Here is a 12,826-nt window from a genome sequence, read left to right as displayed (position 1 = left end):
ACAACTTGAGGAACGGTCTAGGCGAGAACCGTCTGCAGCCGCGTCAGTTCGCCGATCTGCGCCATCGTCGCCTGGTAGCCGAGCTGGATCGCCTCGTCGGCCCGGTGAAATTCGGTGAGGCCGATATGGCTGAGCTTGGGCTGCAGCGACATGTCGGGCGGATCGCCGGCAAGTCTCGCCCGCGAAATACGGTCCTGGATGATGTTGAAGGCTTCGACCATCACGCCGGTGATGCCCAAACGCGTCTGGTGCGATTGGTGTTGGGCGTCGACCTGGCCGGGCCTTGGCGCATCCTTTTCGATAACCAGCTCGCCAGCGCTGTGCTTGATCACGGCGGCGCGGCCGAACAGGTCGTAGTGGAGGTTGACCGCCACGACGAGCGGCTGCTCGTAGGCGCGGCAGACCGAAACGGGCACCGGGTTGACCAGCGCTCCGTCGACCAGCACGCGGCCGTTGCAATCGACAGGCTCGAACACGCCAGGCAGCGCGTAGGACGCGCGCATGGCGGTGATCAGCGATCCGCTCGACAGCCAGATCTCGTGGCCGGTGCGGATTTCCGACGCGACGCAGACAAATGGCTTGGGCAGATCGTCGAAGCGGATGCCGGCCACGTGCTCGCGCAGGCGCGCGTCCAGCTTCATGCCGCCGAAGAGGCCGCTGCCGCGCAGGTTGAGATCGAGCAGGCCGAAGATACGTCGTCTGGTGAGGCTGCGGGCGAACTCTTCCAGCTCATCCAGTTTGCCGGCGAGATAACAGCCTCCGACCAGGGCGCCGATCGAGGTGCCGGCGATCATCGAGACTTCGATGCCGGCTTCATCGAGCGCGCGCAGCACGCCGATATGAGCCCAGCCTCTGGCGCAACCGCCGCCAAGCGCGAGCGAAATACCTGTTTTCTTGGGGGAGGTTGTTTCGGATGCGCCGCCTGCCGAGGACAGGCCGTTGGCCTCCCTGACATCTGGTCTGTTACGCAATGACGCCCATTCGAGCATCATGATCTCCCTTGTCCCAGGCTAGTATACGGACGGGCCGTATCGAAATGATGAATCTATGTGGTCGGTGTCAGGCAGAAGGTTCAAGCTGATGGCTTCCGATACGTGTTTTCCGCATCGAACAGCGGCTTGCTGCCGTCGTCGGCAAGCGTCCCCTTGCCGTCGATCAGCCCCACCGTCCGATAAAAGCATGAACGCCGGCCGGTGTGACAGGTTGCGTCGTGGCCCAACACTTTCACGCGAAGCCACACCGCATCCTGGTCACAATCCGTGAGCATCTCGACGACATGCTGGAAATTGCCCGAGGTTTCGCCCTTCTTCCAGAGCGTGTTGCGCGAGCGCGACCAGTAATGGGCAATGCCTGTTTCCAGCGTCAGAGCCAGCGCCCGTGCATTCATATGCGCGACCATCAGCAGCATGCCGTCGGCGGCATCGGTGACGACGACGGTGACAAGACCGGCGGCATCGAAGCGCGGCGAAAACACCGCGCCTTCCTCCAAGGCTTTCTTGTCCGAGGGAGCTTCCGGAAATTCCAGTGCCGACATTGCCGGTCTATCTTCCTATTGACCGCGACGTCGGCAAAGGGCTTACGCCCTGCCGCCGCGCACCATGGTGACAAAACGAACCTGCTCTTCGGGCGTATCCTTGAAGACGCCTGTGAAGGTGGAGGTCAGCGTGGTGGAACCTTGCTTGCGGATGCCGCGCATGGCCATGCACATGTGCTCCGCCTCGATCATGACGGCAACGCCGCGCGGGTTGAGCACATCCTGGATGACGCCGGCAATCTGGGCGGTCAGGGCTTCCTGCGTCTGCAGCCGATGGGCAAAGATATCGACGACGCGCGCGATCTTGGACAGGCCGACGACCTTGCCGTCGGGCAGGTAGCCGACATGCGCCTTGCCGATGATCGGCACCATGTGATGTTCGCAATGCGAATGGAACTGGATGTCCTTGACGATGACCAGGTCATCGTAGCCGGCGACCTCCTCGAAAGTACGGCCAAGCTCCTCGGCCGGGCACATGTCGTAGCCGCCGAACATTTCGCGATAGGCCTTGGTCACGCGCTTGGGCGTGTCGATCAAACCCTCGCGATCCGGATTGTCGCCGGTCCAGCGCAGCAAGGTGCGTACGGCGGCCTCGACTTCGGCCTCGCTCGGGCGGTCGGTGACCGGCTTTTCCATATAGGCGGACTGGGGCATTAGTTTCTTGATGACGGCATCCATAAAAGGCGTCTCCCGTAGTTCCTCTCTGAGGAGGAACGAGTTGAACGGACCACGACCTTTCGGTGTCGGAAACTCGCCCCGTTTCCAGCCCCGTAAGCGGCGTGAACTTCCCGGCAAGGACAGTGGCGTTCGCCGCCTTGTCGATACCGGACTGCCAGCATTATATATGGTCGTGCCGAGCGAATGAAAGACGCAACAACGGCAATCGCTGTTCGCTTGGCGGCGACGGATTGGAAAATAATGATCAACGACGTCTACAACGCGAAAATTCTCGGTTTTGCCGGAAATATTGCCCGCATCGGCCGGCTCGATCATCCCGACGCGACTGCGAAGGCGCATTCCAAGCTGTGCGGGTCGACCGTTACCGTCGACCTCAAGATGGAGGACGGCGTGGTCACCGACTTCGCCCACGACGTGAAGGCCTGTGCGCTCGGACAGGCATCGTCCTCGATCATGGCGCAACATGTCGTCGGCGCCAGCGCCGAGGAATTGCGCGCGGTGCGCGAGACCATGCTGAAGATGCTGAAGGAGAACGGCGCGCCGCCGGAAGGCCGCTTCGCCGACCTCGGCTATCTGGAGCCGGTGCGCGACTACAAGGCGCGTCATGCGTCGACCATGCTGACTTTCGACGCCGTGGTCGACGCCATCGGCCAGATCGAGAAGAAGCGCGCCGACGAAGCGGCCTGAGAGTGGTCTTCGACCTTACGGTGAGCGGATCCCGCCAGAGCGGTCGTTCATGCCATGGCTTGGTGTTCGCCGGTACTCTTGCCGCTTCACTTGTGTCGGCCGGTGGCTCAAGCGGGGCGGAACCAGCAGTCCAGCGCGATATCGGCGACTATCTCATGAGGGCCGTCCAGCCCTGTTGGAACGTGCCCGCAAATGCCACAAGTACTGCACGCGTCCGGATCAGCCTGAACAAGGACGGATCGCTCGCCGGGCCGCCAAAAATCGTCGGCCCCGTGACATCGGCAAGGCATAAGGTTGCCGAAGCCGCCATTCGCGCGATCACGCGTTGCGCGCCGTTTCCCGGGCTGGCGTCCTACGGCGCCGACTATGATTTGTGGCGCGACATCGTCGTCACATTCTACCCAGCAGTCGACCCGGCGGCGGGACATCCGTCCATGGACATCAACGACCTCAATAAACTTCTCGGAAAATACAAGAAGGTAAAGTAGCCGGCTCCGGCCAGCGCACGGCTCAGGCCGGAGCTTTCAGCGCTCGCCTGCTTTCGCTGAATTCGCTTCTTAGCCAGTCGGCGAAGGCCGCGGCCGGTTCGGAGAGACTGTGCAAACTCCTGGCCACCAGCCAATAGGCCCCGGATGCGACATCGATGTCGAACGGTTTGACCAGTGCTCCGGTCTCCAATTCTTCTCCAATCTGCAGGAGATCGCCCAGCGCCACGCCGTGGCCGAGCAGCGCGGCCTGCTTGGAGAGTGAGGCGTCCGCAAGCATCGGCCCGCGCGTGGGCATGGCGTTGGCGGGTACGCCCGCCGCCTCGAACCAGCGCGTCCAACCCTGGCGGTTTTCCTCGTGCAAAAGCGTGAAGCGAGCAAGATCGGCCGGCTTCCCGAGGGCTGGGCCCGATGAAAGCAGCGCCGGCGACAGAACCGGCGAATCGACTGTCGAGGCCAGCCGCTCGGCTTCGCTGCGGGGCCATGACGTCGCGTTCGAGCTGAAACGTAAGGCAAGTTCGGGCTGGTCGCTGCGGAACTCGATCAGCCTTGGGTCCACTTCGAGGGAGACGTCGATATCGGGCCGCAACTGGCGAAACCGGTTGAGCCGGGGCACCAGCCAGACGGATGCAATCGACGGCTCGACGCTGACACGAACCACGGCCTGCGCGGGAACCGCGACCAGTTCCGAGAGTAGTTTGTCGATGTCGTCGAAACTTCTGACCAGTTGAGCAAGCAGCCGACGGCCTGCATCCGTCAGTTCGACGCGGCGATGGTGCCGTTCGAAAAGCGGTTGGCGCAGGAAGGTTTCGAGTTCGCGAATCTGCCGGCTGATCGCCGCCTGCGAGACGAAAAGCTCCTCGGCGGCCTTGCTGAAGCTCAAATGCCGCCCCGCCGCCTCGAAGCTCCTCAACGCCGTAAGGGGCAAGCGTCCACGCTTCATTTCGCATAACCCAGGATTATCCGAAACGGAAATTATACTCGTTTGAAGGCGAAGGCCAGCGGCGGTCTAATCGTCTTCAAGGAGATGCCGCCATGATGCAGTTGCTTGAGATCCTTGGCGACGTCATACGGATCGCGACGTTCCAATGGCGCGACGAAAGACGCGCTACAAGGCATCACGAAGAATGGTCTCATCCTGGCCGCTGGGCGCCGCCAGCCGACCGACGGCCATTTCGCCGTTCCCGCCCGTGACCGCACGGCGATCGGGATTGCGTTCTCCGGTGCAAGCGCACATCTATCAGCTGGAAAACGCGGAGATCGCAGTGGGCGACCAGCACAGGCATGCGCATACAGCCGGAGCGTCGAGGCGCGGCCGCAACTGGCCCGGCCCCTGGCGCAAGACGCCGGGCCGCTTGCTCGGCACCTCGCTCGTGCGGCTTTACCAATTGACGCTGTCCGGCTTTGTCGGCAATTCCTGCCGCCATCTGCCGACCTGTTCGGAATACGCGCATGAGGCGATCGCCCGCCATGGCCTTTGGGCCGGCGGCTGGATGGGGTTGTTCCGCGTGCTGCGCTGCGGCCCATTCGGCACGCATGGCATCGATCTGGTTCCGGAAGCGCTGGCGGACCGTAACGTCTGGTTCATGCCCTGGCGTTATTGGCGGGTCGGCCGCAAGCGCGGCGAAGCGCAGGGCTAGGGTGGCTGGTCACGCCGCGCTGTTTACGCTCCGGTAGGGTTAACGCAAGCCTGCACAACAACTGCGCATTTGAGACAAAATCGAGACAAGAGACCCCGCTAAGCCCGCTCGCGAACCCCCTTCTGGAGCGAGCAGAAAATGCGCAATGTCGATCGTCTTCCCTTTATCATGGCTGGTGTCCTGTTCCTGCTCGCCTGGCTGCTGGGATTTCCGATGCGCGCGCAGTCCGCGCCGCTAGCGGATGTGCAGTGCACGCTGATCGCCGATGCCCAGAGCGGCAAGACGCTTTACCAGGACGGTACCTGCGACCAGCGCTTCAGCCCGGCCTCGACGTTCAAGATGCCGCTTTCGCTGATCGGCTACGACGCAGGCATCCTTGCCGATGAACATACCCCGGCATGGGACTACAAGCCTGAGTTCAACGCGGTGAAACGCGACCAGAAAACCGTCGATCCGACGATCTGGGAACGCGATTCCATCATCTGGTTCTCGCGCGAGATCACCCGCAAGCTCGGAACTCAGAAATTTGCCGGCTACGTATCGAAGTTCAACTATGGCAATGGTGACGTTTCCGGCAATCCTGGCAAGGATGACGGGCTCACCCATTCCTGGGTCAACTCCTCGCTTAAGATCACGCCAGTCGAACAGGTTGCCTTCCTGCGGCAACTGCTCGCCGGCACAATGCCGGTGTCGGCCAAGGCGCATGAATGACACGCGCCATCATGCCGAACTTCAAGGCTGGGGACTGGGCCGTTCAGGGCAAGACCGGCACGACCAGGCTCGGCGCGGGCGGCAAGGACAAGCGCTCGCTCGGATGGTTTGTCGGCTGGGCTGGGAAAGACGGCCGCCAGATCGTGTTCGCCCGGCTCGTCGTCGATACGAAGCGCACCGACATGCCGAAGGGGTTGGCGACACGGGCCGCGTTCCTGAAGGACCTGCCACGGCTGATTAAGTGAGCCGGGCTTTACGGCGGCGGCATCTGCTCATAAAAGACTGCCGCCGCCGGACGCATCCGGCACCCTGGCAGGTCGCAGCCCCGAACCGCTGATGATCTGCATTTACCACCCGCGCTCGTTTGCGGGACTGGATAGGAGATACACATGCTGAATTCCGTTTCCCTGACATTTCCCGATGGCTCCGTCCGCGACTACGACGCGGCGATGACCGGTGCGGGTCTCGCCGAATCGATCTCGAAGTCGCTGGCCAAGAAGGCCGTGGCCTATGCCATCGATGGCACCGTGCGGGATCTCTCGGACCCGCTCGGAAAATCCGGCAAGGTGGAGATCATCACCCGCGAAGATCCGCGCGCGCTGGAACTCATCCGCCATGACACCGCGCATGTGCTGGCGGAAGCCGTGCAGGAGATATGGCCGGGAACGCAGGTGACCATCGGGCCGGTGATCGAGAACGGATTTTATTACGACTTTGCCCGCAACGAGCCGTTCACCCCGGACGATTTCCCGGTGATCGAGAAGAAGATGCGCGAGATCATCGCGCGCAACAAGCCGTTCACCAAGGAAGTCTGGTCGCGCGACAGGGCAAAAAAGGTCTTTGCCGACAAGGGCGAGCGCTACAAGCTCGAACTGATCGATGCCATTCCCGAGGACCAGGACCTCAGGATCTATGCGCAGGGCGACTGGTTCGATCTCTGCCGCGGTCCGCACATGGCCTCGACCGGCCAGATCGGCAACGCCTTCAAGCTGATGAAGGTGGCCGGCGCCTATTGGCGCGGCGATTCCAACAATCCGATGCTGACGCGCATCTACGGCACGGCCTGGGCCGACCAGGCGCAGCTCGAAGCCTACCAAACGATGCTGGAAGAGGCCGAGAAGCGCGACCACCGCAAGCTCGGCCGCGAAATGGACCTTTTCCATTTCCAGGAAGAGGGGCCGGGCGTGGTCTTCTGGCACGCCAAGGGCTGGAAGATGTTCCAGAACCTGGTGAACTACATGCGGCGCCGGCTCGACGAGCAGGGCTACCAGGAGGTCAACGCCCCGCAGGTGCTCGACAAGAGCCTGTGGGAGACGTCAGGCCACTGGGGCTGGTACCGCGACGCCATGTTCAAGGTGACGGTCGCCGGCGATGAAACCGACGATGACCGCATCTTTGCGCTGAAGCCGATGAACTGCCCGGGCCACGTGCAGATTTTCAAGCATGGGCTGAAATCCTATCGCGATCTGCCGGTGAAGCTGGCGGAATTCGGCAATGTGCATCGCTACGAGCCGTCGGGCGCGCTGCACGGGCTGATGCGCGTGCGCGGCTTCACGCAAGACGATGCGCATATCTTCTGCACCGAGGAACAGCTGGCTTCCGAGTGCCTGCGCATCAATGACCTGATCCTGTCGACCTATGCCGATTTCGGTTTCGACGAAATCAGCGTCAAACTGTCGACGCGGCCCGAAAAGCGCGTCGGCACGGACGAGGCCTGGGATCATGCCGAGGCGATCATGGGCGGCGTGCTGGAGACGATCAGGACAAGGTCCGGCAATCGGATCAAGACCTCGATCAATCCGGGCGAGGGCGCCTTCTACGGGCCGAAGTTCGAATATGTGTTGAAGGATGCCATCGGCCGCGAATGGCAATGCGGGACGACGCAGGTCGACTTCAACCTGCCGGAGCGTTTTGGCGCCTTCTACATCGGCTCGGATTCGGAGAAGAAGCAGCCGGTCATGGTGCACCGCGCCATCTGCGGTTCGATGGAGCGTTTCCTCGGGATCCTGATCGAGAACTATTCCGGCCATTTCCCGCTATGGTTCGCTCCGCTGCAGGTGGTGGTGGCGACGATCACTTCGGACGCCGACAGCTATGCGACCGAGGTCGTGGCAAAGCTGAAGGCCGCCGGGCTGTTGGCGGAAGCCGATCTGCGCAACGAGAAGATCAACTACAAGGTCCGTGAGCACAGCCTGGCCAAGGTGCCGGTCATCCTCGTCTGCGGCAAGCGCGAGGCGGAGGAGCAGACGGTCAACATCCGCCGGCTCGGCTCGCGCGATCAGGAATCGCTTGGTCTTGCCGAAGCAATCGAACGGCTGACCGAAGAGGCGATTACACCTGACCGCCGACGCAAGCGCGCTGCTTGAATCGGAGTGTTTTCGATCGAATGGCGGTGGAGCGATCCACCGCCATTTTCATATCTCTGTCACGGCAACGTTGTAACGAGCCCTTATGCTCAAGATGAAAACGCGCGAACGACCGTTCCCCGAGCTTTCCTACGCCAATCCGCACCAGCCGGCGCTGGCGCGCTGGTTCATCCATTCGGTCGAAGGCCTGTCGGGCCGCGATCGCTTTGCCGCGCTTTATGATTTCTGGCGCCGCCAGGTGGTGCCGACGGGCGAACGTGTGTTCAGCCGCATGCTGGACCTCATCGATGTGGGCGTGCGAATTCCCGACCAATGGCCGCCCGCGCAATTGCCCGACACGCCGCTGGTGATCATTGCCAACCATCCCTTCGGCATCGGCGACGGCATTGCCGTGCTGTCACTGGCAGAGCAACTCGGCCGGCCCTTCCGGGTGATGATCCACAAGGACCTGCTCAGGATCCGCGAGATGGAGCCCTATTCGCTGCCGATCGATTTTTCCGAGACCAAGGACGCGGTGAAGAACAACATGGCCGTGCGCCATGAAGCAGTGCGGCTGCTCAGGGAAGGTGTCACCATCGTGGTGTTTCCGGCCGGCGGCGTCGCCACTGCGCCCAAGGGTTTTGGCCGCGCGCGCGACCTGCCGTGGAAGATGTTTCCGGCCCGTCTCGTCCAGGAGGCCAAGGCATCGGTCATCCCCATGCATTTCTCCGGCCAGAACGGCAGGCTTTTCCATCTGGTCAGCGGGCCGATGAACATGGCCGAGCGCGACGGGCGTGTGGCCAAATTCGTCGGCAAGGCCTCGCTGACCTTGCGCACCTCGCTGCTCATTCGTGAATTCGCGCGGCTGTCCGGCAGGGCGATCGACGTGCGCGTCGGTAACGTGCTGAGCTGGAGCGAACTGGAGCCGCTGCGCGATCGCAAAACGTTGCTCGACCGTCTCTATCGCGGTGTATTCGATCTGGCGCCGAGCCTGCCGCGCCGTCGCATTCCGTTCCTCCCGGCGCGAACCAAGCTCGCCGCCTGAAGGCTAATCGGCGCCTTCCTCGGGATCCATCGCCGCTGCTTCGGTGGCGAGAACCTCGATTTCCTGGTTCTGCCCGCCAACGACCGTGAAATCCTTCTGGTAGATGCGATCGCGGTTCTTGGCGATGATGGTGTAGTCGCCTTCGGCCAGCACCATCGAGGCGAAGGCGCCGACGGTTTCCTTGATCGGATCGCCGGATTCGTTGAGCAGCGACCACGAGGTGTCGGCAATCGCTTCGCCGCCCGTCTCGCGTACCAGCTTCATGGTGATTTCAGCGGCGTGATGCTCGACGGTGGCTTCCGTCAGCTTGCCCGCCTCGACGCGGATGTCGGATCGGATGACGGCGTTGACCGCGCCGTAAGTCGAGACGACATGATAGATGCCGGCATTGAGCCGCACGACGCTGTTGGGTTCGACATCGGGAATGATCAGCGCGCGGTCGCCATTGGCCTCGGCGGTGCCCTCATAGATCGAAAAGCGCAGTTTCTTCGGCGGTATGCGCACGCCGCCGGACAGGACCGCGTCTAGCTTCAGGCCGCCGGCATCGAGCACGAGGCTTTCTCGCTTGGCTTCCTTGCCGACTGTGATGCGCTTGGTGGCGCCGGCGCGGCCATAGGAAGCGTGGACCAGGTAACTGCCGGGCTCGAGCTGGAAGACGGCGCTGCCGCCATGGGAGGAGGCGACCATGGGCAATTTGCCGTTCACCGCTTCTGGCTTGAAGACACGCCAGACTAGCCCACGTGTGATGTCGGTGCCCTTGTCGGTCAACTGGGCCGAGAGCGTAATGGCGCCACCGCCGCCAAGCGCCAGCGGGGTCTCGCTCTTCGGCGTTGCATAGCTCGAAATTCCGGGAAGTTTCAGGTCGCCGACGCCGTCCTTTTCCTGCGCGACAGCCATGGAGACCGGCAGCAGGAACAGCGCGGCGCAGAGCCGAACCAGGAAAAGACGCAGTCGCCCCTCAAACATGCCTTGCGTTGAAGCCCATGGCGGTGGCAATTTCAAGGCTTAAGAGTCCGATCCGGGACTCTTCAGCCCGGCGTTTGCGCGCCTTTGCCCGAGCCGCCCGAATTCCCGATGGTGCGCTTCAGCTCAAAACAGAGTGTTTCAGGAGACTTGCGCCCATGGCGTCGCCGATCATCGACTTTCTATTGACCCGAAATTCAGCGCCGATACCCGACCTCAGGGAACCGGCGCCCAGCGACGCCGATATCGCCACGATGATCACCGCCGCCACACGCGTGCCCGACCATGGACGGCTCGAACCCTGGCGCTTCATCCTTTATCGCGGCGAAGCCCGCATCGAGATCGGCAAAAAACTAGCGGCCTTGGCCGAACAGCGCGAGGGGCCGTTGCCGGAAGGCCGTCGCAACCAGGAACTGGCGCGGTTCTCGCGCGCCCCGCTGGTGATCGGTGTCGTATCCATTCCGAGGGAGAACCCAAAAATCCCGCAATGGGAGATGTTCCTGTCCGGAGGCATGGCGGCGATGAACCTGATGATCGCGGCCACTGCGCTGGGCTATGGCACGAACATGATCAGCAACTGGTATTCCGACGTGCCGGAGGGCAGGGCGATTCTCGGACTGGCGCCGCAGGAGCGCGTCGTCGGGTTCATCCATATCGGCTCCTACGCCGGTCCGGCGCCGGAGCGGCCACGGCCCGATCCGGTCAAGCTCTACACCGATTACGCCGGACCTTGGGCGGGCTGAATGTTCTACGAGCCGTCCAAGGGGCATGGCCTGCCGCACGATCCTTCGAAGGCGATCGTCGCGCCGCGCCCGATCGGCTGGATATCGACGCTGAACCAGGCCGGCGAGGTCAATCTCGCGCCATACTCCTTCTTCAACGCCTTTTCGACGCGACCTTTCATTGTCTGGTTTTCCTCGGAGGGTGAGAAGGACAGCGCCTCGTTTGCCCAGGAAACCGGCGAGTTCGTCGCCAATCTGGTCAGCCGCGACCTTGCGGACAAGATGAACTACACATCCGTCGATGCACCGCGTGGCGTCAACGAGTTCGTCTATGCCGATCTCGCCATGGCGCCCTCGCGTCTCGTCAAGCCGCCGCGCGTGGCGGCTGCACCAGCGGCGCTCGAATGCCGGGTGACGGAAGTGTTTCGCCCGAAGGCGCTGGACGGATCACCGACGAGTGCCTTTGTCGTCGCCGGTGAGGTGATCGGCGTTCACATCGACGATGCTTTCCTGAAAGACGGCCTGTTCGACATCACCAAGGCCGGCAATGTCGCGCGTCTCGGTTATATGGATTACGCCAGCGTCGACGAGGTCTTTTCGATGCGGCGGCCACGCTGGGGCAAGGAGTAGCCGTCAGGCGGATATCCCGGCCGCTTTCGCGCGGGCCAGAAGGCGTTCGGCCAGCCGCAGATGCGGACGGTCGAACATCTTGCCATCGATGCCGACGACGCCCGGATTTCCGGCTGCCTCGAAGGCCGCCACAATAGCCGCCGACTGTTTCACCGCCTCGGCAGAGGGCGTGAAGGCGGTGTTGATGACGGACACCTGATCGGGGTGGATCGCCATTTTGCCGGTGAAACCGTCACGCTCGGCGTTGGCACATTCCGCGGTGAAGGCCGCCATGTCGCGAAAGCCGGGAAATACGGTGTCGATCGCGGCGACTTCCGCGGCTCCGGCCGCGAGAATGGTCGTCAGGCGGGCGTGACGGAAGAGATCGGTGTAGCGGCCGTGCTCGTCTCGGGCAGAGCGTGCGCCGATCGCGGCCGACAGGTCTTCCGCCCCCCAGGTGAGACCGGCGAGCCGTGCGCTTGTCCCCGCATAGGTGGCGGCTGCGAGCACGCCCGCCGGAGTTTCGGTGATGATCGGCAGGATTTTTATCGACCCGTCAGGCAGGCCGTTTTCGGCCTCCCGAACCCTGAGCTTGGCCGCGAGCTGCTGCACATCCTGGCCGCTGTTCGATTTAGGCAGCATGATGCCGTCCGGCCTTGCCGGAACGAGCTTGGCAAGATCATCGTCCGTCATCCCGGTCGAGAGGTCGTTGACCCTGACATAGAGCGCCAAGTTGGTTTGCCCCCTGCGTTCGAGGATGAAGCGCGCCGCGATCTCGCGCGCCCGCGCCTTGTTCTGCGGCGCCACGGAGTCCTCGAGATCGACGATGACCACGTCGGCGCCGGCGCCAAATCCCTTCTCCAGCTTCCGTTCGGAATCGCCTGGAACGAACAGCAGCGAGCGCATCAGTCTGCCTTCTTCAGCATCATCGCTTGCCTGATGCATTTCGCGACCAGATCGCCATGCTGGTTGTAGGCGCGGTGCTCGAATTCGACGATGCCGCGATCGGGCTTCGACCTGGATTCGCGCACCGAGACGACAGATGTTTCGACGCGGATGGTGTCGCCGTGGAAGACCGGGTGAGGAAACACGGTTTCCTTCATGCCGAGATTGGCAACCGTCGTGCCGACCGTGATGTCGTTGACCGAAATGCCGATCATCAGGCCGAGCGTGAACAGCGAGTTGACCAGCGGCTTGCCCCATTCGCTCCTGGCGGCGAAATCGAAGTCAATATGCAGCGGCTGCGGGTTCAGCGTCATCACCGAAAACAGCATGTTGTCGCTCTCGGTGACAGTCTTGCGCAGCGTGTGCTGGAAGACATGGCCGACAACAAACTCCTCCAGATATAGCCCGGCCATCTTCCGCCTCCTGCGCTGTCTGACGGTTGATAGGCGCTGCTTCAGGCGC

General features: G+C 62.6%; 14 protein-coding genes and 1 pseudogene. 8 read left to right on the top strand and 7 right to left on the bottom strand.

The genetic code is table 11. The annotated features are described in order from the left end of the window. Positions 1–17 precede the first annotated feature (17 nt). The 3 genes from LB524_RS15850 to folE all read right to left on the bottom strand — a co-directional run bounded on the left by LB524_RS15850 (position 18) and on the right by folE (position 2,212). Positions 18–992 (bottom strand): patatin family protein, encoded by a 975-nt coding sequence (locus LB524_RS15850; protein ID WP_411908811.1) that lies wholly within the window; start codon positions 990–992, stop codon positions 18–20. 80 nt (positions 993–1,072) lie between these two features. Then, entirely contained in the window at positions 1,073–1,534 is a 462-nt protein-coding gene (hisI, locus tag LB524_RS15845) for a phosphoribosyl-AMP cyclohydrolase (protein WP_015317576.1), read from the bottom strand. A gap of 42 nt (positions 1,535–1,576) precedes the next feature. After that, positions 1,577–2,212 carry a GTP cyclohydrolase I FolE gene (folE, locus tag LB524_RS15840; protein ID WP_015317577.1) on the bottom strand — a complete coding sequence of 212 codons (636 nt, stop codon included), beginning with the start codon at positions 2,210–2,212 and terminating at the stop codon, positions 1,577–1,579. 240 nt (positions 2,213–2,452) lie between these two features. On the opposite strand from folE, the gene LB524_RS15835 reads away from it, so the two are divergent. After that, positions 2,453–2,899, top strand: coding sequence for an iron-sulfur cluster assembly scaffold protein (locus LB524_RS15835; protein ID WP_015317578.1), 447 nt, complete (start codon positions 2,453–2,455; stop codon positions 2,897–2,899). A 2-nt stretch (positions 2,900–2,901) separates the two neighbouring features. Continuing rightward, positions 2,902–3,387, top strand: coding sequence for a cell envelope integrity protein TolA (locus LB524_RS15830; protein ID WP_224528005.1), 486 nt, complete (start codon positions 2,902–2,904; stop codon positions 3,385–3,387). A 22-nt stretch (positions 3,388–3,409) separates the two neighbouring features. On the opposite strand, the gene LB524_RS15825 is transcribed toward LB524_RS15830, so the two are convergent. Next, on the bottom strand, positions 3,410–4,327 hold the full coding sequence (locus tag LB524_RS15825) for a LysR substrate-binding domain-containing protein (RefSeq protein ID WP_224528002.1): 918 nt from the start codon (positions 4,325–4,327) through the stop codon (positions 3,410–3,412). A 322-nt stretch (positions 4,328–4,649) separates the two neighbouring features. Between LB524_RS15825 and yidD the strand changes: the two genes are divergently transcribed. From yidD to LB524_RS15805, 4 genes and pseudogenes are all read left to right on the top strand, one after another. After that, complete coding sequence (gene yidD / locus LB524_RS15820; RefSeq protein WP_224528126.1) at positions 4,650–5,024, top strand: membrane protein insertion efficiency factor YidD; 375 nt, start codon at positions 4,650–4,652, stop codon at positions 5,022–5,024. Positions 5,025–5,162: 138 nt separating this feature from the next. Continuing rightward, positions 5,163–5,980 (top strand): annotated as a pseudogene (gene blaOXA / locus LB524_RS15815) (class D beta-lactamase). A gap of 144 nt (positions 5,981–6,124) precedes the next feature. Next, entirely contained in the window at positions 6,125–8,101 is a 1,977-nt protein-coding gene (gene thrS / locus LB524_RS15810) for a threonine--tRNA ligase (protein ID WP_224527998.1), read from the top strand. A gap of 85 nt (positions 8,102–8,186) precedes the next feature. After that, positions 8,187–9,125 carry a lysophospholipid acyltransferase family protein gene (locus LB524_RS15805; protein ID WP_224527995.1) on the top strand — a complete coding sequence of 313 codons (939 nt, stop codon included), beginning with the start codon at positions 8,187–8,189 and terminating at the stop codon, positions 9,123–9,125. A gap of 3 nt (positions 9,126–9,128) precedes the next feature. Here the strand turns inward: LB524_RS15805 and LB524_RS15800 are convergent, their stop codons facing one another. Next, positions 9,129–10,091, bottom strand: a complete 963-nt coding sequence (locus LB524_RS15800; RefSeq protein WP_140616135.1) for a hypothetical protein — start codon at positions 10,089–10,091, stop codon at positions 9,129–9,131. Positions 10,092–10,246: 155 nt separating this feature from the next. Here LB524_RS15800 and LB524_RS15795 point away from each other — a divergent pair, with 155 nt between their 5' ends. Together LB524_RS15795 and LB524_RS15790 are read left to right on the top strand one after the other, a co-directional pair. Then, positions 10,247–10,831, top strand: a complete 585-nt coding sequence (locus LB524_RS15795; RefSeq protein ID WP_224527986.1) for a nitroreductase — start codon at positions 10,247–10,249, stop codon at positions 10,829–10,831. Next, the gene (locus tag LB524_RS15790) at positions 10,832–11,440 is read left to right on the top strand and encodes a flavin reductase family protein (protein ID WP_140661155.1); all 609 of its coding nucleotides are present in this window, start codon (positions 10,832–10,834) and stop codon (positions 11,438–11,440) included. It abuts the gene before it with no gap. 3 nt (positions 11,441–11,443) lie between these two features. Here the strand turns inward: LB524_RS15790 and LB524_RS15785 are convergent, their stop codons facing one another. Then, positions 11,444–12,325, bottom strand: a complete 882-nt coding sequence (locus tag LB524_RS15785; protein ID WP_224527984.1) for an HpcH/HpaI aldolase/citrate lyase family protein — start codon at positions 12,323–12,325, stop codon at positions 11,444–11,446. Next, positions 12,325–12,777, bottom strand: coding sequence for a MaoC family dehydratase (locus LB524_RS15780; RefSeq protein ID WP_140791008.1), 453 nt, complete (start codon positions 12,775–12,777; stop codon positions 12,325–12,327). The genes LB524_RS15785 and LB524_RS15780 overlap by 1 nt, the downstream gene beginning before the upstream one ends. Between the last annotated feature and the right edge of the window lie 49 nt (positions 12,778–12,826).

Origin of the sequence: Mesorhizobium sp. ESP6-5, from assembly GCF_020164695.1 — a bacterium.
GTDB classification, from domain to species: domain Bacteria; phylum Pseudomonadota; class Alphaproteobacteria; order Rhizobiales; family Rhizobiaceae; genus Mesorhizobium; species Mesorhizobium australicum.
This window is presented reverse-complemented; position numbering and strand designations above follow the sequence as displayed.